Raw genomic sequence first — 21452 nt, 5'->3', positions numbered from 1 at the left:
TTCACTTCAAAACAAGCTAATGGTAATCAGTTTTTGTGTAGTAAAGATTTTATCTTAATTGGTTTTTAAAAATTTATCGTTAGTAGGTTTAAGGTGTTACTATATTATCTTTTCCCCTTTGCTATAATAAACTTATTTTTGCACCGCATTAAAACCGTCTAGGTTTAAACAAACTTTACATAATGAACTACGATTTCACAGAAATTGAAGCCAAATGGCAAAAATATTGGGCAGAAAACCAAACATTTAAAGCAGAGAACAATTCAGATAAAGAAAAGTTTTATGTGTTAGATATGTTTCCTTACCCATCAGGGGCGGGTTTACATGTTGGGCATCCGCTTGGGTATATTGCTAGTGATATTTATGCACGTTATAAAAGACATAAAGGGTTTAATGTATTGCACCCAATGGGGTACGATTCTTTTGGTTTACCAGCAGAGCAGTATGCAATTCAAACTGGGCAGCATCCAGCAGTTACAACAGCAACTAATATTAAAAGATATAGAGAGCAATTAGATAAAATTGGTTTCTCTTTCGATTGGTCTCGTGAAGTACGTACATCTAATCCTGATTATTATAAATGGACACAGTGGATATTTATTCAATTGTTCAACTCGTGGTACAATAACGACTCTAATAAGGCAGAAGACATAACTACATTGGTTACTCTTTTTGAAAAGGAAGGGAATACTACTGTAAATGCAGTTTCTGATGAAGATATTATTGCTTTTACAGCAGATGAATGGAAAGCCTTCGATATTAAAAAACAACAAGAATTTCTTTTACAATATAGGTTAACATATTTGGCTGAAACAGAAGTGAACTGGTGCCCAGCATTAGGTACGGTTTTAGCAAATGACGAAATTGTAAACGGAGTTTCAGAACGTGGTGGACACCCTGTTATTCGTAAAAAAATGACACAGTGGAGTATGCGTATTTCTGCATATGCACAACGTTTATTAGATGATTTGGCTGCGGTAGATTGGCCACAACCATTAAAAGACTCACAAACCAATTGGATTGGTCGTTCTCAAGGAGCTTCAGCAGTTTTTAAGGTGAACGGACATGATGAGGTGATTGACGTGTTTACAACTCGCCCTGATACTATTTTTGGAGTTTCTTTTATGACTTTAGCGCCAGAGCATGAATTGGTTTCAAAAATAACTACTGCTGAGCAAAAAGCGGAAGTTGAAGCATATATAGAAGCAACTGCAAAACGTAGCGAGCGTGAGCGTATGGCTGATGTAAAAACTATTTCGGGCGCATTTACTGGTGCCTATGCCGAACACCCATTTACAAAGCAACCTGTTCAAATATGGATTGGTGATTATGTTTTGGCAGGTTACGGTACAGGAGCTGTAATGGCGGTGCCTTGTGGTGATCAGCGTGATTACGATTTTGCGAAACATTTCGGCATTGATATTCCTAATATTTTTGAAGGGGTAGATATTTCTGAAGAAGCACATGCTGATAAAGATAAAACTGTAATTGCAAATTCTGATTTCTTAAGCGGATTGCCGTATAAGAAAGCTATGAAATTAGCGATTTACGAATTAGAAAAACTAGGACAAGGAAAAGGGAAGATTAACTACCGTTTGCGTGATGCTGTTTTTAGCCGTCAACGGTATTGGGGAGAGCCTTTTCCAGTGTATTATGTTGATGGTATGCCGCAAATGATTGATGCGAAGCATTTACCTATTGCATTACCAGAAGTAGAAAAATATTTACCCACAGAAACTGGAGAGCCACCATTAGGTAACGCTAACATTTGGGCTTGGGACACCGTTTCTAACAAGGTTGTAGATAACAGTAAGATAAATAACGCCACGGTGTGGCCCTTAGAATTAAATACGATGCCAGGCTGGGCGGGGAGTAGTTTTTACTTTAATCGTTATATGGACCCAAATAATGATACAGATATTTTCTCTAAAGAAGCTATTGACTATTGGCAAGATGTTGATTTATATATTGGAGGTAGTGAGCATGCCACAGGGCATTTGTTATATGCACGTTTCTGGCAAAAATTCTTGTTTGATAAGGGTGTAGTGCCTAAAAACGAGTTTGCTAAAAAACTCATCAATCAAGGAATGATTACGGGTACTAGTGCTTTTGTTTTTAGGGATGAGGAGTCTGGGAAATTATTTTCTAAGGGTTTAATTGGCGATAAAGAGATGGCACCTATTCATGCAGACGTATCATTTGTAAATGCCTCTGATGAATTAGATATTGAAGCATTTAAAAACTGGAGAGAAGAATATAAAGAGGTGGAATTTGTTTTAGAAAACGGTAAGTACATCGTTGGTCGCGAAGTAGAAAAAATGTCAAAATCGAAATACAATGTGGTAAGTCCAGATAGTATTTGTGTAGAGTACGGGGCAGACAGTTTGCGTTTGTATGAAATGTTTTTAGGCCCATTAGAGCAATCTAAACCTTGGAACACGGCAGGTATTACAGGTACACATGGTTTTCTTAAAAAATTATGGCGTTTATATGTAGGCGATAACGGTATTAAAATTACCGATACTGAAGCATCAAAAGACAGTTTAAAAACACTGCATAAAACTATTAAAAAAGTACAAGAAGATATTGAAAACTTCTCTTTCAATACCTCTGTATCTACTTTTATGATTGCGGTAAACGAACTTTCGACTCAAAAATGTACGAGTAGAGAAGTGCTAGAATCTTTAATTGTTTTGGTATCTCCTTACGCACCACATATCGCGGAAGAACTATGGAGTAAATTAGGGCATACAGCATCTATTGCAACAGCTCCTTTTCCAAAATTTGACGCATCACATTTAGTAGAAAGCAGTAAAGAATATCCGGTTTCTTTTAATGGAAAAATGCGTTTCAAATTAGAGCTTCCGATGGATTTTACAAAAGATCAGATAGAAGAAGTTGTAATGGCGCACGAAAAAACAATACAGCAATTAGCAGGCAGAGCACCTAAAAAGGTAATTATCGTTCCTGGTAAAATTATCAATATTGTTGGTTAACAGTAAATTACAAAAGCTTCCTTGTTATTTTTTAATATAAAAAGGGAACTTTTGTTTTGTTTTTCTCTTTTGTGAGCTAGGGTTGTTAAAAAATCACGAATTTGCCAATTTCATTGCATAATATTCATCGATTTTGAATTTATCGTCAATAAATTATATGAGTATTTGTTAAATGTCTGATTTTTAGTCAGTACAGTGCATTTTTAGGCGTTTTTGTTTTTTTATTATAACTATTTGCCGCAAATTTGGAGGGACTAATTATAATAAAAATAGACACTGGCAAATTGAAGTTTGTAAACCAAATATTTGATTTTGTCAGTGTTCTTTTTTTTCTAAAAAACGAGGTATGAAAGTAGGTATCCCTAAGGAAATTAAAAACAACGAGAGTCGTGTAGGTATGACTCCAGGTGGTGTTTTCGAACTTGTAAAGAATGGCCATGAGGTATTCGTTCAATCTACTGCAGGTGATAATAGTGGTTTTACAGATGAATCTTATATAGAAGCTGGTGCAGCTATCCTTGATACTATTGAGGAAGTTTATGCTATTGCTGAAATGATTGTTAAGGTAAAAGAGCCTATTGAACAAGAGTATAGCTTAATCAGAAAAGATCAGATTGTTTTTACATATTTCCATTTTGCATCAAGCGAGCCATTAACTAAAGCAATGATTGCTAGTGGCGCTGTTTGTATTGCTTATGAAACAGTTGAAGATAGGGATGGTGGTTTACCATTATTAACACCAATGTCTGAAGTTGCAGGTAGAATGTCTATTCAGCAAGGAGCAAAATATTTAGAGAAGCCTGTAAAAGGTCGTGGTCTATTATTAGGCGGTGTACCAGGGGTTCCTCCAGGAAAAGTTTTAATATTAGGTGCAGGTGTAGTAGGGATGCAAGCAGCTAAAATGGCATCTGGCTTAGGTGCTCAGGTTACTATTTTAGATGTTGATATGAAACGTTTGCGTTATGCAAATGATGTTTTACCAAACAACTGTACTACTTTATTTTCTAACGAATACAACATTAGAGAATTTGTACAAACACATGATTTAATTATCGGTGGTGTATTATTAAAAGGTAAAAAAGCACCAAACTTAATTACTAGAGATATGCTTAAGACGATGAAGTCTGGAGCTGTAATTGTTGATGTTGCTGTAGATCAAGGTGGTTGTGTTGAAACTACAAGACCAACAACTCATGAAGATCCTATTTATATTATTGATGAAATTGTACATTATTCTGTAGCAAACATGCCAGGTGCTGTACCTTACACATCTACTATAGCATTAACAAACGTGACAACGAGTTATGCTACAAAAATTGCAAACATGGGATGGAAAAAAGCATTAGCATCTGATCCAGGGTTACAAAAAGGTTTAAATATCTCTCAAGGTGAAGTAGTTTATAAAGAAATTATTGAAGCTTTTGACTGGGTTTCTTAGTCTTTAATACAAAATAATAACAGATTAAAATCCTGACATTTTTTCCTATTTTTGATATAGGAGAATTTGGCGGGATTTTTGCATTATATTAGTAAGTAATAAAAAGCGAGGTTTTGCTTTAATTAATTTAAAACTAAAACAATGATAGGATATTATATATTAATAGGTGGTATTGCGTTAGCCAGCTGGTTGGTAAGCAGAAAGTTGAAAAGTAAGTTTGAGTTTTATTCAAAAGTGCATTTGCGTAACGGAATGAGTGGTGCTGAAATTGCAGAAAAAATGCTTGCAGATCATGGTATTAGAGATGTAAAGGTAATTTCTACACCAGGGATGCTTACAGACCATTACAACCCGTCTAATAAAACAGTAAATTTAAGTGAGGGTGTTTATAACCAACGTAATGCATCTGCAGCAGCAGTAGCGGCACATGAGTGTGGGCATGCAGTACAACATGCAACAGCATACCAATGGTTAGGTTTAAGATCTAATTTAGTTCCTATTGTAAATGTTACTTCTAGTATGTCTATTTGGGTCGTTTTTGGTGGACTAATGGTAGGTGCCGCTGCAGGATTTGGATTTGGGTATTGGGTTGCAGTTGCAGGTTTGGTTATGATGAGTTTTGCGACAATATTTAGTTTGGTTACGTTGCCTGTTGAATATGATGCTAGTAATAGAGCTTTAGCATGGTTAAAGGCAAAAAATATAGTAACCCAAGAAGAATATAAAGGTTCTGAAGATGCATTAAAATGGGCGGCAAGAACGTATTTAATAGCTGCAATTGGCTCTGTGGCAACATTAGCATATTGGGCATTGCAAGTATTTGGTGGTAGAAGAGATTAAAATAGTGTTTAAAACATATAAAAAAAAGCTCCTTTTAAGGAGCTTTTTTGTTTTTTATTAAATAGTAATCTGTCTTTCTATTTGTTGGTCTAGCGATATAAATGTTTCTGTTCGCGAGACCCCGCCTATTTGTTGAATGTTGATGTTTAATACCTGCATTAAATGCTCATTATCTCTGCAAAGCACTTTAATTAATATAGACCAGTTACCAGTGGTATAATGACACTCTAATACTTCAGGAATTTTCTCTAACTCCTTTACTGCAGATGGGTTGCTCATTGCTTTATCTAAATAAATACCCACATATGCCATAGTAGAATAACCTAATGCCTTTGGGTTGATAACAAATTTAGAACCTGCAATTAAACCAGAGCTTTCTAATTTTCTTAATCGTTGATGAATAGCAGCACCTGAAATCCCGATTTTTCTAGCAATTTCTAAAACTGGTGTTCTAGCATCAGACATTAAAAACCTTAATATCTTCTTGTCTATTCCGTCAATTTTTACATTTTCATTATCAATTTTCATCTATCTGGTTTCAAATATTGATTAAATATAGATAAATAGTTTCAATATTGTTTTAAGTGATGTGTTAGTTTTTTGGAGTTGAAATATTATAGCCAACGTAAGGCACCTCTTTCTCTTTAAAAATTATTCCATAAGTTTCTAATTCTTTCAAAATAGGTTTGTACACTTCTTTTTGTATCGGTATTTGAACACCAGGAGTCGTAATTTTTTTATTCAGAATAAGTAATGTTGCAATGGCAACGGGCAACCCAACAGTTTTAGACATTGCAGTATGTGAACGATTTTCACCTACAACCACCATACTAGCGTCTATTTGTTTTTTCTCGCCATTTATTTCGTAACCAAACTTATGGTACATTACAATCATATCTTTATCAGTATCAGCTAAAGTCCAATCTTCTTCTAATATTTCTTGTAGGATTTGAGCAGGTGTAGCATTTTTTAATGTGATAATTTTTGTGGTATCAAATAGGTTTAGCTCTTTTAGCTTTTCCCACATTATATCATCTTGATCAATGTTTAAATAGTGGCGCAGTTTAAGTTCGACTGTATTTGTTGGTGAATATGGTAAAAACAAATTGATAAATGCTCGGTACGACATTCCTTCAGAATTCTCGATAGTATAAGTGTCATCAGTAACACCTAATTGTACAAACATATCCCAAGCCTTAGAAAAACCAACTCTTCTCATAGTACCTCTATAAAGTGTAAGCACATCTTCTAAGCCATAAGCTTCTCTATATTTTAAAGAATCTCTATTGGCGTATACTTCAAACTTTCCAAAATCATCAACATCAACAAATTCTGTTCTTCTAAATAATTTATGATATGGTATATATTTATCGGTACCTTCTTGTACAAATTTAGCAGTTCCGCCTTGCCCAGCTAATACTACATTTCTAGGGTTCCAAGTAAATTTGTAATTCCATAAATTGGTGTCACATTCAGGTGCAACTAAACCACCTGTAAAAGATTCAAACAGAAGCATTTTACCTCCATCTTCTTTTATTTTATCAATAAATTGTAGGGCACTCATATGGTCAACACCAGGGTCAAGACCTATTTCATTCATAAAAACGAGCCCTTTATCTTTCGCCTTATCATTAAGCAATTTTATTTCATCACTAACGTAAGATGCCGTAACTAAATGTTTTTCAAATAAAATACAATCTTTTGCAACTTTAATATGCAAAAAAGCAGGAAGCATAGAAACAACAATATCAACTTCTTTTATTGTTTGTTGTCGGGCTTCTCTATCTAAAATATCGAGCATCTTTATTTCAAAATGTGCGTGATCTTTAAATTTTTGAGAGATATGATTTGGGTTTAAATCGGCAATTATAATCTTTAAATTTTCACTTTCTGATTTCTCTAAAAAGTAGTCTAATAAGTAAGAAGTAGATTTTCCGGCACCAATTACAAGTATATTACGTAGCATAGTTCTTATCTTTATTGGATATAAATATAATAACAATTGTTATATTTGTAAAAATAACAATCATTTTAGTTATGAACAAAACAATTTTATGTACTGGAGCTGTTTTCGGATTACTATCTGTAGTATTAGGAGCTTTTGGGTCTCATGGCTTAAAAGAGTTAATTACAGAAGATTCTTTAAGTAGTTTTAATACTGGTGTTACATACCAAATGTATCATGCTTTACTGCTTTTAGTGATTGGTAGTATTTCTAAAATTTCTGAAAAGCATAAAAAAATGATTTATGTTTTTATAACAACAGGTATTGTGCTATTTTCTTTTTCAATCTATTTTTTAGCCACAAATAGTCTTACAAGCGTAAATTTTAAACCCATATTTTTCTTAACACCTATTGGCGGTCTACTGCTTATTATGGGTTGGGTTTTGCTGTTTTATAGCGCTTTAAAAAATTCTAAATAAGTGTTTTAAACATATAATCGATAATAATTAATATAGCTTTTAGTAACTAACTTAATAATAGTAAATCTTTAATAATTATGAGTAAAATTGCGAAAACGATTTCGTTAGAATCGTACGGTATCAAATCTGGCACTATTCATTATCAATTATCACCAGAAGAACTACAGAGTATTACTTTAAAAAAGGGAATGGGTAAAGAGGCTTCTTCAGGTTCTTTATCAATTAATACAGGTGAATTTACAGGTAGGTCTCCGATGGATCGATTTATTGTGAAAGACGATATTACAAAAGATAAAGTTTGGTGGGGGAATATTAATATTCCGTTTGAGCCATCTGCTTTTGACAAATTGTATGACAAAGTCATTAAGTATTTAGGAAATAAAGAAATTTATGTGCGAGACAGTTATGCTTGTGCAGACGAAGATTATAAACTAAATATTAGAGTTATAAACGAGTACCCATGGTCTAATATGTTTGCTTATAACATGTTTTTAAGACCTACAGAAAAAGAATTAGAAAACTTTGAACCAGAGTGGACTGTTGTAAATGCGCCTGGTTTTATGGCTGTAGCAAAAGAAGATGGCACACGCCAACATAATTTTGCAATATTAAATTTTACAAAAAAAATAGCACTAATTGGTGGTACTGGTTATACAGGTGAAATTAAAAAAGGAATTTTTTCGGCCTTAAATTTTATATTACCAGTATATAAAAATACACTTCCAATGCATTGCTCTGCTAATGTTGGAAAAGATGGTGATACGGCAATTTTCTTTGGACTATCAGGTACTGGAAAAACGACTTTATCAGCAGATCCGAATAGAAAATTAATTGGAGATGATGAACACGGTTGGACTAAAGAAAATACAGTGTTTAATTTTGAAGGTGGTTGTTACGCGAAAGTAATTAACCTTTCTGCAGAAAATGAACCAGAAATATATGGAGCAATCAAAAAAGGAGCTTTATTAGAAAACGTTGTTTTAGATAGTAATGGAGTTGTTGATTTTTCAGATACTTCGATTACTCAAAATACAAGAGTAAGTTACCCAATTCACCATATTGAAAATATTCAAGAACCATCAACAGGTGATAACCCTAAAAATATTTTCTTTTTAACTGCAGATGCTTTTGGGGTTTTACCTCCAATATCTAAATTGACGCCGAGTCAAGCAGCATATCATTTTATTTCAGGCTATACAGCAAAAGTCGCAGGAACAGAGGCGGGTGTTGTAGAACCTACACCTAATTTTTCTGCTTGTTTTGGAGCGCCATTTATGCCGTTACATCCTACGGCATATGCTGAAATGTTAAGTAAAAAAATGACAGAAGCAGGTGTTAATGTGTGGTTGGTTAATACAGGTTGGACAGGTGGCCCTTATGGTATAGGTACTAGAATGAAGTTGAAGTATACTAGGGCAATGATTACAGCAGCCTTAAACGGCGATTTAGGACTGTATTCTTACGATAAGTATCACATACATTCAGTATTTGGTGTAGCGCAACCTAGAGAGTGCCCAGGAGTGCCAACAAGTGTCTTGAGTCCGAGAGCTACTTGGGACAATGATGAGAAATACTATACAACAGCATTTAAATTAGCAAATGCTTTTAGAGAAAATTTTAAAAAGTTTGAATCTTATGCAAGTGAAGAAATACGTCGTGGAGGTCCGCAGCGTTATGGATTTTAAATAAAAGTATCTAAAAAGAAAAAGCCTCTTGAAAAAGAGGCTTTTTTTATAGAATATAATTGACTTATTTTTTATTTAAGCCAGCAATGTATTTTTGAAGCGCCATTGTCATAGATGGAGTATCTGGCGTAGGAGCTTTAATGTCTATTCTTAAACCAGCATCTGTAGCAGCATTAACAGTAGAGTTTCCGAAAACAGCAATCCTAGTTTCGTTTTGTTTGAAATCAGGAAAGTTTTTAAGTAAAGACTCTATTCCAGAAGGGCTAAAGAATACAAGAATGTCGTAATAAACATCTTTTAAATCAGATAAATCACTAACAACAGTTTTGTAAAAAATACCTCTAGTCCAATTAAGTTCAAGAGCATCTAAAGTTTCAGGAACAATCTGCTTTAATGTATCAGAAGAAGGTAGTAAGAATTTTTCATCTTTATACTTTTTAAATAAAGTAGAAAGGTCAAGAAAATTCATTTTCCCAACATAAATTTTACGTTTTCTGTATACTACATATTTCTGTAAGTAGTAAGCAACAGCTTCCGATTGGCAGAAATACTTCATAGAGTCAGGCACTTTAAAGCGCATTTCCTCTGCAATTCTGAAAAAGTGATCTACTGCATTTCTACTCGTAAGAATAATAGCAGTGTAATTGTTTAAATCAATTTTTTGTTGTCTAACAGTTTTGGCATCTACGCCTTCGACATGGATAAAAGGTCTAAAGTCTACTTTCACCTTTTCCTTATCTATAAGTCTTGAATATGGAGAATTTTCCATTTTCGGTTCTGGTTGAGAAACCAAAATCGTTTTTACTTTCATAAGCATCAATCTTTAAAGTAGTCTCCAATTAACACTAGAGGTGTAATTTCGAGTGCGCAAAGGTACAAAATAAAATAGAAAAAATTATTTGTTATTAATTTTTGATGATTCTTCAATACTGTAATCCATCCTATGCCATTAATTAAGATAATTAGCAGAAGACTTGCGTAAACTACAGTTTTAGAGTCGCTTACGACGTATGTAAGTAAAATATTAGCACCAAACATGATAAGACTACTGTAGTTTAAGTAGGAAATTTTCTTAAAAATAAATTCTGAAATAACACTTGAAATGTTGAAAATAAAGGCATTTGCTAACAATAAGAGCACTTTAGCTACTATATATAAGATTACTATAACAAGAATTATGACATAAAAATAGGGGTTGTTTTTTTGATCACTAACGCCAAAAATTGAATTTATTAAGTATATAAATAAAGCTAGATTGATAAATTGAAACACAGAAAAGAATATGGTAAACCAGTGTGATAATTTATCTTTTTTATTATATAAAAATATGTACTTGTTGTTAAAAGGTAGAATTATAAAATTGATAAATCGTCCATAGAAAAATCGCTTGGCAAAAACAATAGATAATATGCTAACACATAATATAATTGTAATCCAATCGGTATCGAATATGTTTCTTAAAAAAGCTTCTTTCATTCTACCAATTTAATATTATCGCCATTTAAACCAGGGTAAAAACCATTTTCGGAAATAGAAACTTTAAAATAACCTGGATCTTCAATATTAATTTCGGGCAACTTAAAAGTATAATATGTAGTATCCTTAGCTTTTAAAACAGTAAGTTTTTTATCATTAAGGGTAACCTTTATCGGTACTACACTTTTTGGGTGTCGGTATGAATCATGAAAAGCAATATTGTATTTTATTTTTTTCAAATCTATATCTTCCGAATACGGGTTGTAAACTTTAAAAGCTATACTATCTTTCCTTTTTTTAGAAATTTCTTTTTCATTAAGTATAACTCTTAGTTTTCTAAACGATTCAAAATCATTAATGATTGTACCACTGCCGATTTTATTTTTAGGAAATTCAAAAGTGTAATCACTATTAGGCTTTTCAGGAATAATTAAAACAACTTTTTTGTGCTGAACTTTTGATTCAGAATCATCTAAGGAATATTGATTTCGTCGGTACCTAACGTTATTCATGCCAAAAGAAGTATTGCCAGAATAAAAAGTATATAATGAGGGTTTTGTATATGAATTTTCGAAAATAACAGGAGTTTTGCCTACTTTTTTCGCCATTTCTACAACCCATTTTTTAGCTCCATGAGATTCGTAATGTATGGGTGAAATTTGCTCAAAAACTAAAGCGAAACGCAAAAATATCAATATAAAAATATTTACAATTCCCATTCTGTAAATCCATTTTCTAGCATTTTCATTTACTAACATATAGTTAAAAGCAATAACGACAAGCGGGATAGATATAATAATAATCCATTGAGTTTGAATTCTTCTATTAAAACTAGATATGAAGAAAAATAAGATTACACCATAACTTAAATACACTAATGCTTTTTGAAAAAGATTTTTAGTGTCGTTTTTAATAAGTGCTTTATAGATCCAAAAAAAAGTAAAACCAAATAAGGCTAATAAATTTAAAAAAAAGCCAAGTGTAAATTGATTGAAGTTATAAGCACTATTAGGTCTTTCAAAAATATGATATGCAATGCTTGCGAAATCATTTTCGTAAAGCCAATAAAAATGCGGGGTGTAACAAAGTAAAGCAGTGAAAACAGCTAACCAAGCATATTTATTAAATACTAGTTTTAAATTAGAAAGCAGTACAAAAACAATAACTAAAACTGCATGATACTTACTGTACATAAGTGCGGCCATTACAAAACCTAAGCCTATGGAAAGTATAAATGTAGGTGTACTAATAAACTTTTTATATAAGTAAAGAAAAAGCGTAGTAAAAAATAACAAAGGAGTATCTGGTAATGTAAAAAAACCATATGCATTAAGCAGTGTCATAGAAAAAATGAGAACGAAAAAATGAATAACGTAATCTTTTTTCTTCGGATTATCAATAAGCAGCCAAAGTAGAATAGGGGTGCCAGCAGATAAAACACAAGTCATAAAACGAACACCAAGTTCTCCGTCGAAAAACAAACTACTTATTTTTATCATCAAGGCCATCATCGGAGGATGATCAAAATAACCCCAGGCCATGTTTTGTGAATAATACCAATAGTATGCTTCGTCATAAATTAGCTCAGTAAAAGAACTTTGTATAATGTTAATTATAAAAAGCAATCCTAATAGATAGATGAATAATTTAGGCAGTTTTGGCATTATAAGTTGTCAATATTTTTGGCAAAATTACAAATTATAGAATACTTACATCAAATAAGTTTACGATCTAATGTTTAAAAAAATCATAAATGAACATCCTTAATTTCTTTAGCGTTATAAAAAAACTATTTTTGTAAGCATATATTTTTTATAAATGACAGATAGTCTAGTAATTATCCCAACTTTTAATGAGATTGAAAATATCGAAGCAATTATTCGTGTTGTATTCGGTTTGAAGAAAAATTTTCATGTTTTAATCGTAGATGATAACTCTCCTGATGGTACAGCAGCTAAGGTAAGAGAGCTGCAAGAGGTTTTTGCTGACAGGTTGTTTTTAGAAGTTAGAAAGGAAAAAGCTGGTTTAGGTACCGCATATATTCATGGATTTAGATGGGCAATTGCTAAAAAATATGATTATATTTTTGAGATGGATGCAGATTTTTCGCATACACCAGCAGATCTTATAAGATTGTATCAGGCCTGTGTTGATGGCGCTGACATGTCGGTCGGCTCCAGATATATAAAAGGTGTAAACGTAGTTAACTGGCCTTTACATCGCGTACTCCTATCATACGGGGCGTCATTTTACGTAAAAATTATAACAGGAATGCGAGTACATGATCCTACCGCAGGTTTTGTATGTTATAAAAGAAATGTTTTGGAGACTATAGATTTGTCTTCAGTACATTTTGTGGGGTATGCTTTTCAAATAGAAATGAAATTTAGAGCACACCTCAAAAAATTTAAAATTAAAGAGGTGCCTATTATTTTTACAGATCGTGTATTAGGTAAATCTAAAATGAATTCTTCAATTGTTCGAGAAGCGGTATTTGGAGTTTTAAAAATGAAATGGATGAGTTTATTCTCAAAAAACAACTTTAAATAATGGCTAAGTTTTTAATAAAGAATGCTACAATTGTAAATGAGAATTCGAAAACCAAAGCCGATATTCTTATACAAGAAAATATAATTTTAAAAATTGACGCAAATATTACTGATGCTAATGCTACAGTTATTGATGCTGAGGGTAAATATGTTTTGCCAGGTGTGATTGATGATCAGGTACATTTTAGAGAGCCAGGTTTAACACATAAAGGAAACATTGAAAGTGAAAGTAGAGCTGCTGTTGCTGGTGGTATTACCACTTTTATGGAACAGCCAAATACAAACCCACAAACAACTACAATAGAAAAATTAGAAGAAAAATTTGCACTTGCAGCTGGAAGCTCTTTTGCAAACTATTCTTTTTTGTTTGGCGGTACCAACGATAATTTAGAAGAGCTTAAGAAATTAGATAAAAATGCATGTTCAGGTGTAAAATTATTTTTAGGTTCATCAACAGGGAATATGTTGGTCGATAAAGAAGAAGTTATTGAAGGTATTTTTAGAACTACAGAAATGGTTATCTCAGCACATTGTGAAGATGAAACTACCATTAAAAATAACTTAGCAAAATATAAAGAACAATTTGGTGATGATATTCCGATGGAATATCACCCAATAATTAGAAGTGCAGAAGCCTGTTATTTATCTTCTTCTAAAGCAATTGCTTTAGCAAAGAAAACAGGAGCAAGGTTTCATGTGTTTCATTTATCAACAGGTATAGAAACAGATCTGTTTAGAAATGATATTCCTTTAAAAGATAAAAAGATTACTGCTGAGGTTTGTTTGCATCACCTATGGTTTTCTGATGAAGACTATAAAACAAAAGGATCGCTTATTAAGTGGAATCCTGCGGTTAAAACAGCTGATGATAGAAGTAAATTATGGGATGCTTTTTTAGATGGCAGAATTGATGTTTTAGCGACCGATCATGCACCACATACTATTGAAGAAAAAGATAATGTGTATACTAAAGCTCCATCTGGCGGACCTTTAGTGCAACATGCGTTACCAGCAATGTTAGAAAAACATAGCCAAGGAGTTATCAGTTTAGAAAAAATTGTGGAGAAAATGTGCCACAACCCAGCTATACTTTTTGAAATAGAGAAGAGAGGTTACATTCGAGAAGGGTATTATGCAGATTTAGTTTTAGTAGATTTGAAAGACTCTTGGACAGTTTCGAAAGAAAATATTGCTTATAAATGTGGTTGGTCTCCTTTTGAAGGTACTACTTTCGGGTCAAAAGTAACACATACTTTTGTAAACGGGCATTTGGCATATGAGAACGGTAATTTTTCAGAAGATAAAAAAGGAAAAAGACTTACTTTCAATAGACCATAAGATGAAAAAATTAAGTTTTTTACTTGTTTTAATTTTATTGACTTCTTGCGCAGAAGATATTATAGAAAAGCCGGAGAACCTTATCTCAAGAGATAAAATGGTGACAATTTTTTATGACTTGGCAATTGTTACTGCTGCAAAAAACACAAGTGATGTTGTTTTAAAGAATAACAATATTGAAAGTATGAATTATATTTTCACAAAGCATGATATTGACAGTATTCAGTTTGTTAAAAGTGATGCTTATTATGCTTCAAAAACTGCTGTGTATAAAGAAATTTATCAGGATGTAGAAGCAAGATTAAAAAAAGTTAAAGCAGAACGAGGGGAGCAAAAAGTAGCTAAGAAAAAGCAGGACAGTATTTCTAATAAAAACGCTAAAATTAAAAGGCAAGACAAGCTGAAAAAAGATTAATTTTCTTCTACGTATTTTTTACAACAAAAATCAATAGTTTCTTTAATTGGTTTAAATTGAAAATTAAAAGCAGAGGTTGCTTTGTGATTAATATATATAGTTTCTTCTTTTAAAGATATAACTGAGTTTTTAGTTAGTTTTCTTTTTTTACTAGAAAATAAACCTCTAAACCAATCCAACCTCCAGAGTATACTTAATTGCCAAGCCTTTAATTTTTTATGTGGCGGTTTTATATTTAAACACTTTGCGACTTCAGTTAATATAAATTTGTAGCTTAGGTTTTCTGCTATGAGAATAAATCGTTCTTTGTTTATTGTCGATTTCATGCCTAATAACATGATATTTACAACATCGGTAACTGAAACAAAACCAGTGCCTCCTGGTGGATAATATGATTGACCTTTAGCAGCTGCTTTAAAAATAGCACCACTTCCTGTTTCCCAAAATCCTGGGCCTAAAATAATACCTGGGTTAACAATTATAACAGGTAAACCTTCTTGAGATCCTCGCCAAACCTCCATCTCTGCATCAAATTTTGTGAGTGCATATACATTTGCATCATTTTTACTCCATTCAGATTCTTCGGTAACTTGGGGGTTGTTAACTTCTTTGCCAATAGTAGCAATGGAGCTAACATAGCAAAGTTTTTGAATATTTTTAGCAATAGAAATATTTACAATATTAGCAGTGCCTTCGCAATTTATTTTATATAATTTGTCATAATCACGAGGGTCAAAAGAAATTAAAGCTGCACAGTGGTATACATGAGTAACAGATTCGAAAGCATTTTCTAAAGCAGGTATGTCATTTAAATCTGCAGTAATCCATTCTATTTTATTAATCTTTTCTTGGTAGTTTTTAAAATAGCAAGAAAAGATTTTCTCTACTTTTTTTAGGCTACTTTGAGATCTGTAAATAGCTTTTACAGATGTTTCTGCTTTAACTAACTCAACTAAAAGGTGTGCCCCAACTAAACCTGTTCCTCCGGTTACTAAAATCATGTGTTAAAAATACATAATACTAAGGTATTTATTCAATGAGAAAACACATCAATTCTTTTATATTTGCAGCCAGTAATAAAAAACAGAATAATGAAGACCAATTTTATAGCAGAGTTAAAGTGGAGAGGCATGTTACATGATACAATGCCAGGAACAGAAGAGCATTTAATGAGTGAGATGCAATCAGCTTATGTTGGTATTGATCCTACTGCAGATTCATTACATATTGGGCATTTAGTTGGAGTGATGATGCTACGTCATTTTCAGTTGGCGGGACATAAACCTTATGCGCTTATTGGTGGTGCTACAGGAATGATTGGTGACCCATCAGGTAAATCTGCAGAAAGAAATTTGTTAGATGAAAAAACGCTACGCCATAATCAAGATGCATTAAAAGGACAACTTTCACGATTTTTAGATTTTAGCAGTGATGCTAATAATGCTGCGATATTGGTGAATAATTATGATTGGATGAAAGATTTTTCATTCTTAGAATTTATTCGTGATGTTGGTAAGCACATTACAGTTAATTATATGATGGCTAAAGATTCTGTAAAAAAGAGACTTTCTTCAGAAGCAAAAGAAGGAATGTCGTTTACAGAGTTTACATACCAATTAGTGCAAGGGTATGATTTTTTACACCTTTTTAGAGAGCATAACTGTACCTTGCAAATGGGCGGTAGCGATCAATGGGGTAATATTACTACCGGTACGGAAATGATTAGAAGAATAGCAGGAGGTAAAGGTTTTGCTTTAACTTGTCCGCTAATAACTAAGGCAGATGGTACTAAATTTGGTAAAACAGAAGGTGGTAATGTTTGGTTAGATTCTGAAAGAACATCGCCTTACAAATTTTACCAATATTGGTTAAATACTTCAGATAATGATGCTGAAAAATACATTAAGATTTTTACTTTTTTAACAAAAGAAGAAATTGATGCTTTAATTGAAGAGCACAAGCAAGCACCTCATTTACGTGTATTGCAAAAGCGTTTAGCTGATGAAATTACTGTAATGGTTCATTCTCAAGAAGATTTAGACAATGCGGTAGAAGCTAGTGGAATTCTTTTTGGAAAATCTACTTCTGAGAGTTTAAAAAAATTGAATGAAAAAACGTTTTTAGATATTTTTGAAGGCGTTCCTCAGGCTGAAGTAACTATGGCAGATATAGAAGAGGGCTTAGATATGATTGGTGCTTTGGCTGCTAAAACTAATTTTTTAGGATCTAATGGAGAGGCTAGAAGAGAATTGAAACAAAACTCTATTTCAGTTAATAAAGAAAAAGTTAAAGAAGATTACACAATTACAAAAGAAGATCTAATTAATAATAAATTTGTTTTATTACAAAGAGGTAAGAAAAATTATTTTGTGATATTGGTTAAATAAATACGCAACTAATGCGTGTAAAGCACATCTAAAGTAAAAGTCTAAATATGAAAATAGCGGCATTTATTTTGGGTGTGTTTTTGTTTTGCACCTCTTGCTCAAACGATGATGAAGGAACTGCAATTGATAGTAACCTAGTTGGTGAATGGGTTTTAACTGATGTTGTTTGTTTTTGTGTTTTTCCTGAAGATGTTGATTTTAATACTCATGAGTTATCATTTTCAAGTCAAAAAAACACGGTTATTGTTATAAATAACTCAGATACGAATTATTTATATGAATCTGGAGAGTATGATTATGTGAGTACAGCTGATGCTATATTATTTACGATTGACAATCGCAGTTTTACATATCAAATTAATGATGATGAGTTGAAATTGATTTACGTAGATGAACCAATGATAGCAGATGATGAGGTAACGTATGCGTATAAGAGAAAATAAATTTACAACACCATTAAATTACACCCACGAATATCTGAATTATCAAAGCGACCAAGAATTTCAAAAGTATTGTCTTTATATTTTTTTCCTAAATCTTGTGTGGCAATAAAAGAACAAGAATTAATATTTGCTAAATCGATAACGTTGACGCCTCCTGTTTTACCTATTGATTGATAACTTAAGGCGTCTTCAGTGTCGCGTATTAAAACTTCCATCCAAGGTGGAGTTTCAAATATTCCGTTTCCTTTTGAGTATGCTTGTGATAAAAGTTCGGTCATTCCATACTCAGAATGAATTGCAGGAACGCCAAAGCCATTTTTTAAAATAGCATGCAACTCTTCACGAATCATTTCTTTACGGCGGCCTTTCATTCCTCCAGTCTCCATTACAATTACATTTTCTAAATTTAAATTGTAATTTTCGGCAACATCTAATAAAGCAAAAGAAACACCAATTAATAAAACTTTGATTCCTTTTTGATTAAGGAGTAATAATTTTTCTGTTAAAAGTTGAATGTCGTTTAAATAAAAACCACTTTCGGGGTGTTGGCTTTTTTTAATTAAATCGTCAGCCATGTATATTAAAGACGACCCTTCTCGCTCTAAATAAGAAGGTAATAAGGCTAAAACACAATAGTCTTTTATATCTCCATAAAAATATTTAAAAGCTTTAAGGTAGCTCTCCTCGTAAATTTTCACATCAGTAACATAATGATTACTTGTTGCAGTGCCTGTTGTGCCACTACTTGTAAATGTAATTTGAGGTTCAGTAGGTGTTGAGACTATTCTTTTAGATTTAAAAAATTCAATGGGTAAAAAAGGAATGTCAACTAGACTGTTTACATTCTGTGGATTTTTTTTTAAATAGGTACAGAATTCTCGGTATACTTTGTTTGAGGTATATTGGTGTACAAAGACTTCTAAAGAAACTTTTTCAAGTTCTTTTGATGAAGAAATAGTAAAAATTTTAGACGTGTCCATATATCTTTTGCGGTTACAAAAGTACACATACTAAATATGTTGTTAAAACAAAAAACTCCTAATTCACAATCGAAATAGGAGTTTTTTTATTGGTTGGTTTGGTTTGCTATTTTACAACTAATTTTCTTGATATAGTTTTTGTTCCTTCATTTACTCTAACAATATAAACACCTGCATCTAATTTAGAAACATTTAGCTCCTTATATGATGTTTGTTGTTTTAAAACTATTTCACCAAATAAATCATATACTATAATATCTTTAACAGCGTTATGTTTGGTAGTAATGTATACTACATCATTATGTGTAGGGTTTGGAAATAATTTAAACCCTTCAATCTCGCTACCTCCTATAGTGTCATTTATGTTTTCTTGCCCAGAAAGACTAAAAGCAAAAATCATAAGCAGGATAAAGTAAATTTTCTTCATTTTTAATTGATTTGGGGTGTGTTCAGTAAAAGTAACAATAAGGTGTATTTGAAAAATACAAAATGTTGTGAAACAACGGATATTGTATGTTAACTCACTTTTTTTGTTTTTTTAATCTTTTTTATTGAAAATCAATGTGTTGTGCTAGTTGTAGAAAACATTAATAAATAGGTGGAGTTGTTCGTTAATAGCATAAATGGTACTGCTATTTGTTTTAATAGGAAGGATGTTTATTAAGAGTGTTTTTATTACTTAATGATAAGCTTTCTTGTGGCGATCTTATCTTTTTCAATTACACGTAATACGTAAATACCGGCATCTATTTCAGAAAGATTTAATTCTTTACCAAGTATAGTAGTTTCAAGAACTTTGTTGCCTAATACATCAAAAATGAGAATTTTTTTTGGTGCATTTAGTGTAGTATTAATGTAAACTTTGCCTGTAGTAACAGGGTTTGGGTATAATTTAAATCCATCGATATCTTGCGATACAGGTTTGTCTTGGCTATAGCCAAAGCTAACTGTTAGTAGTAAGATTACGAAGTAGATTTGTTTCATGTATAAACTGTTTACAAAAAGTATACCACGAAGATACTAAAATTACACAGCTAACGTTAACTCGCGTTAAATTAAAATCGATGAAATGGATAAAAAATTGAGGAAAAACACTACTTTTTGTAAAATAAAGTTGCTAGTAATGAAAAAAGCCTCGCGAGTTGCGAGGCTTTTGAAAATATCTATTTAAATTCTTAATAATTATTGTATAACTACAAATGATGGGCTAGCCCAATCAAAAGCAGATAAATCAGCTCCAACTCCTGCTTTTGCAGAAACAGTATTGTCAGCAGATACTGTAATACCATCTACTATAACAGAAAACTCACCATTGATGTCTCCACCAACATTATCTTCTCCAACAGTACCTTGTGCATAAGCTTCGGTAAATGTAACAGTACCGTTACCATTACCATCAGCAGTGTCAACTCTATTATCAAAAGAAGCAGAACCATAAGTCGCAAAAAGAACATTGTTTATAGCAGCAACTGTACCTCTTCTTATTTCAGCACCAGCTTTAAGTGCTACACCTGGGTTTAAGTTTAAAATTGTTACATTATTTAATGTAGGCATAGATATAGGAGTTGCTGTAACATCGTTTCCGTTGCTATCACCTTCAATACCTCTTGGGTCTTCCGAAGCAACATCAAATCCATCATTACGAACACCAAAAGCATTTGTAATAGTTCCAGAATATCCACCAGTCCAGTCAAACATATCATCAGCAATGTTTGAACAAAATACGTTAGTTACGTTAACAGTACCTCCGAAAAATTCAATTCCATCATCATTACCGTTATTTACTACAATGTTGTTTACGATAGTACCATTACCAACACCAAAGAAAGAAATACCGTTGAATTCTTGCTCACCACCAATTTTGGCTCCAGTATATTCTGCAATTATATAACTTAATTCCCCCGAATCGTCATCGCTAACAGTACCTCCGTATAATAAACCAGCAACTTCTGATTGTACATCAGTACCTTCGTTAGTTGGTGCTTTACCAGCTAATACAATACCACCCCAGTCACCTTCTTTAGGTGTGGTAGCGTCAGATGTAAATATTATTGGACTTGCAGCAGTACCTTTTGCAATTAATTTAGCTCCTCTTTCAACAGCTAAAAAAATATCTGTTCTTCCGCTTCTTGCTTTTATAACTGTACCAGCTTCAATAGTTAAAGTAGCTCCTTCTTTTACAGTTAATGAGCCAGTAATAGTATATTCAATTGATGCTAATAATTTACTGTCTTCAGTAATTTCTCCCGTTAGTTCACTTCCTGTGATTTCTCCGGTAGGTTCTTCAGGTGCTATTATTTCTCTGTTTTCATCGTCAGAAGAACAAGAGATGATGGAAATTGCACAAGCAGTTAATAGTAGTGTCTTTAAAGTTTTCATTTTAGTATTATTTTTTATTTGAAGCAAATTAAGCATACAATTATGAATAAGGTTTTACGTAAATATTAGTATTATGTTAAGGATGTTTGCCAATGTTAAGAA

At 32.5% G+C, this 21452-nt stretch carries 20 protein-coding genes; 10 read left to right on the top strand and 10 right to left on the bottom strand.

What is annotated here, in order from left to right:
• Positions 1-182: 182 nt before the first annotated feature.
• From leuS to H0I23_RS12395, 3 genes are all read left to right on the top strand, one after another.
• The gene (leuS, locus tag H0I23_RS12405; protein WP_216783613.1) at positions 183-2996 is read left to right on the top strand and encodes a leucine--tRNA ligase; all 2814 of its coding nucleotides are present in this window, start codon (positions 183-185) and stop codon (positions 2994-2996) included.
• A gap of 346 nt (positions 2997-3342) precedes the next feature.
• A complete protein-coding gene (gene ald / locus H0I23_RS12400) occupies positions 3343-4434 on the top strand; it encodes an alanine dehydrogenase (protein ID WP_216783612.1) in 1092 nt (363 codons plus the stop codon).
• A gap of 141 nt (positions 4435-4575) precedes the next feature.
• A complete protein-coding gene (locus H0I23_RS12395; RefSeq protein ID WP_216783611.1) occupies positions 4576-5274 on the top strand; it encodes a zinc metallopeptidase in 699 nt (232 codons plus the stop codon).
• A 57-nt stretch (positions 5275-5331) separates the two neighbouring features.
• On the opposite strand, the gene H0I23_RS12390 is transcribed toward H0I23_RS12395, so the two are convergent.
• Both H0I23_RS12390 and H0I23_RS12385 read right to left on the bottom strand, forming a co-directional pair.
• Complete coding sequence (locus tag H0I23_RS12390) at positions 5332-5802, bottom strand: Lrp/AsnC ligand binding domain-containing protein (RefSeq protein ID WP_216783610.1); 471 nt, start codon at positions 5800-5802, stop codon at positions 5332-5334.
• A 64-nt stretch (positions 5803-5866) separates the two neighbouring features.
• Positions 5867-7240: a saccharopine dehydrogenase family protein gene (locus H0I23_RS12385; protein ID WP_216783609.1), complete on the bottom strand. Its 1374-nt coding sequence runs from the start codon at positions 7238-7240 to the stop codon at positions 5867-5869.
• 71 nt (positions 7241-7311) lie between these two features.
• Between H0I23_RS12385 and H0I23_RS12380 the strand changes: the two genes are divergently transcribed.
• Positions 7312-7698, top strand: a complete 387-nt coding sequence (locus H0I23_RS12380; protein ID WP_216783608.1) for a DUF423 domain-containing protein — start codon at positions 7312-7314, stop codon at positions 7696-7698.
• A gap of 77 nt (positions 7699-7775) precedes the next feature.
• A complete protein-coding gene (gene pckA / locus H0I23_RS12375) occupies positions 7776-9383 on the top strand; it encodes a phosphoenolpyruvate carboxykinase (ATP) (RefSeq protein ID WP_216783607.1) in 1608 nt (535 codons plus the stop codon).
• A gap of 64 nt (positions 9384-9447) precedes the next feature.
• Here pckA and H0I23_RS12370 read toward each other — a convergent pair whose 3' ends face one another.
• Genes H0I23_RS12370 through H0I23_RS12360 form a run of 3 tightly spaced genes read right to left on the bottom strand, consistent with a single transcriptional unit; the run spans position 9448 to position 12523 of the window.
• Positions 9448-10194, bottom strand: a complete 747-nt coding sequence (locus H0I23_RS12370; RefSeq protein ID WP_216783606.1) for a uroporphyrinogen-III synthase — start codon at positions 10192-10194, stop codon at positions 9448-9450.
• Between the two features lie 5 nt (positions 10195-10199).
• Positions 10200-10859, bottom strand: a complete 660-nt coding sequence (locus H0I23_RS12365) for a DUF4271 domain-containing protein (protein WP_216783605.1) — start codon at positions 10857-10859, stop codon at positions 10200-10202.
• Positions 10856-12523: a glycosyltransferase family 39 protein gene (locus tag H0I23_RS12360; protein ID WP_216783604.1), complete on the bottom strand. Its 1668-nt coding sequence runs from the start codon at positions 12521-12523 to the stop codon at positions 10856-10858. The genes H0I23_RS12365 and H0I23_RS12360 overlap by 4 nt, the downstream gene beginning before the upstream one ends.
• A 154-nt stretch (positions 12524-12677) precedes the next feature.
• On the opposite strand from H0I23_RS12360, the gene H0I23_RS12355 reads away from it, so the two are divergent.
• The 3 genes from H0I23_RS12355 to H0I23_RS12345 are packed head-to-tail and all read left to right on the top strand — an operon-like array spanning position 12678 to position 15161.
• Complete coding sequence (locus H0I23_RS12355) at positions 12678-13409, top strand: polyprenol monophosphomannose synthase (protein ID WP_216783603.1); 732 nt, start codon at positions 12678-12680, stop codon at positions 13407-13409.
• Positions 13409-14746 (top strand): dihydroorotase, encoded by a 1338-nt coding sequence (locus H0I23_RS12350; RefSeq protein ID WP_216783602.1) that lies wholly within the window; start codon positions 13409-13411, stop codon positions 14744-14746. Before H0I23_RS12355 ends, H0I23_RS12350 begins: the two co-directional genes overlap by 1 nt.
• 1 nt (position 14747) lies before the next feature.
• Complete coding sequence (locus H0I23_RS12345; protein ID WP_216783601.1) at positions 14748-15161, top strand: DUF4296 domain-containing protein; 414 nt, start codon at positions 14748-14750, stop codon at positions 15159-15161.
• Here the strand turns inward: H0I23_RS12345 and H0I23_RS12340 are convergent.
• The gene (locus H0I23_RS12340; protein ID WP_216783600.1) at positions 15158-16162 is read right to left on the bottom strand and encodes an NAD-dependent epimerase/dehydratase family protein; all 1005 of its coding nucleotides are present in this window, start codon (positions 16160-16162) and stop codon (positions 15158-15160) included. The two genes, H0I23_RS12345 and H0I23_RS12340, sit on opposite strands and share 4 nt — an antisense overlap.
• Before the next feature lie 90 nt (positions 16163-16252).
• On the opposite strand from H0I23_RS12340, the gene tyrS reads away from it, so the two are divergent.
• Entirely contained in the window at positions 16253-17548 is a 1296-nt protein-coding gene (gene tyrS, locus H0I23_RS12335) for a tyrosine--tRNA ligase (protein ID WP_216783599.1), read from the top strand.
• A gap of 47 nt (positions 17549-17595) precedes the next feature.
• Positions 17596-17991 (top strand): hypothetical protein, encoded by a 396-nt coding sequence (locus H0I23_RS12330; RefSeq protein WP_216783598.1) that lies wholly within the window; start codon positions 17596-17598, stop codon positions 17989-17991.
• Positions 17992-17993: 2 nt separating this feature from the next.
• On the opposite strand, the gene H0I23_RS12325 is transcribed toward H0I23_RS12330, so the two are convergent.
• From H0I23_RS12325 to H0I23_RS12310, 4 genes are all read right to left on the bottom strand, one after another.
• Positions 17994-18971, bottom strand: coding sequence for an acyl transferase (locus tag H0I23_RS12325; protein ID WP_216783597.1), 978 nt, complete (start codon positions 18969-18971; stop codon positions 17994-17996).
• A gap of 106 nt (positions 18972-19077) precedes the next feature.
• Positions 19078-19398, bottom strand: coding sequence for a T9SS type A sorting domain-containing protein (locus tag H0I23_RS12320; protein ID WP_216783596.1), 321 nt, complete (start codon positions 19396-19398; stop codon positions 19078-19080).
• Between the two features lie 248 nt (positions 19399-19646).
• Positions 19647-19955 carry a T9SS type A sorting domain-containing protein gene (locus H0I23_RS12315; protein ID WP_216783595.1) on the bottom strand — a complete coding sequence of 103 codons (309 nt, stop codon included), beginning with the start codon at positions 19953-19955 and terminating at the stop codon, positions 19647-19649.
• 198 nt (positions 19956-20153) lie between these two features.
• Positions 20154-21350, bottom strand: coding sequence for a hypothetical protein (locus H0I23_RS12310; RefSeq protein ID WP_216783594.1), 1197 nt, complete (start codon positions 21348-21350; stop codon positions 20154-20156).
• Positions 21351-21452 lie beyond the last annotated feature (102 nt).

This window comes from Cellulophaga sp. HaHaR_3_176, from assembly GCF_019021925.1.
In the GTDB taxonomy this organism is placed as follows: Bacteria; Bacteroidota; Bacteroidia; order Flavobacteriales; family Flavobacteriaceae; genus Cellulophaga.
This window is presented reverse-complemented; position numbering and strand designations above follow the sequence as displayed.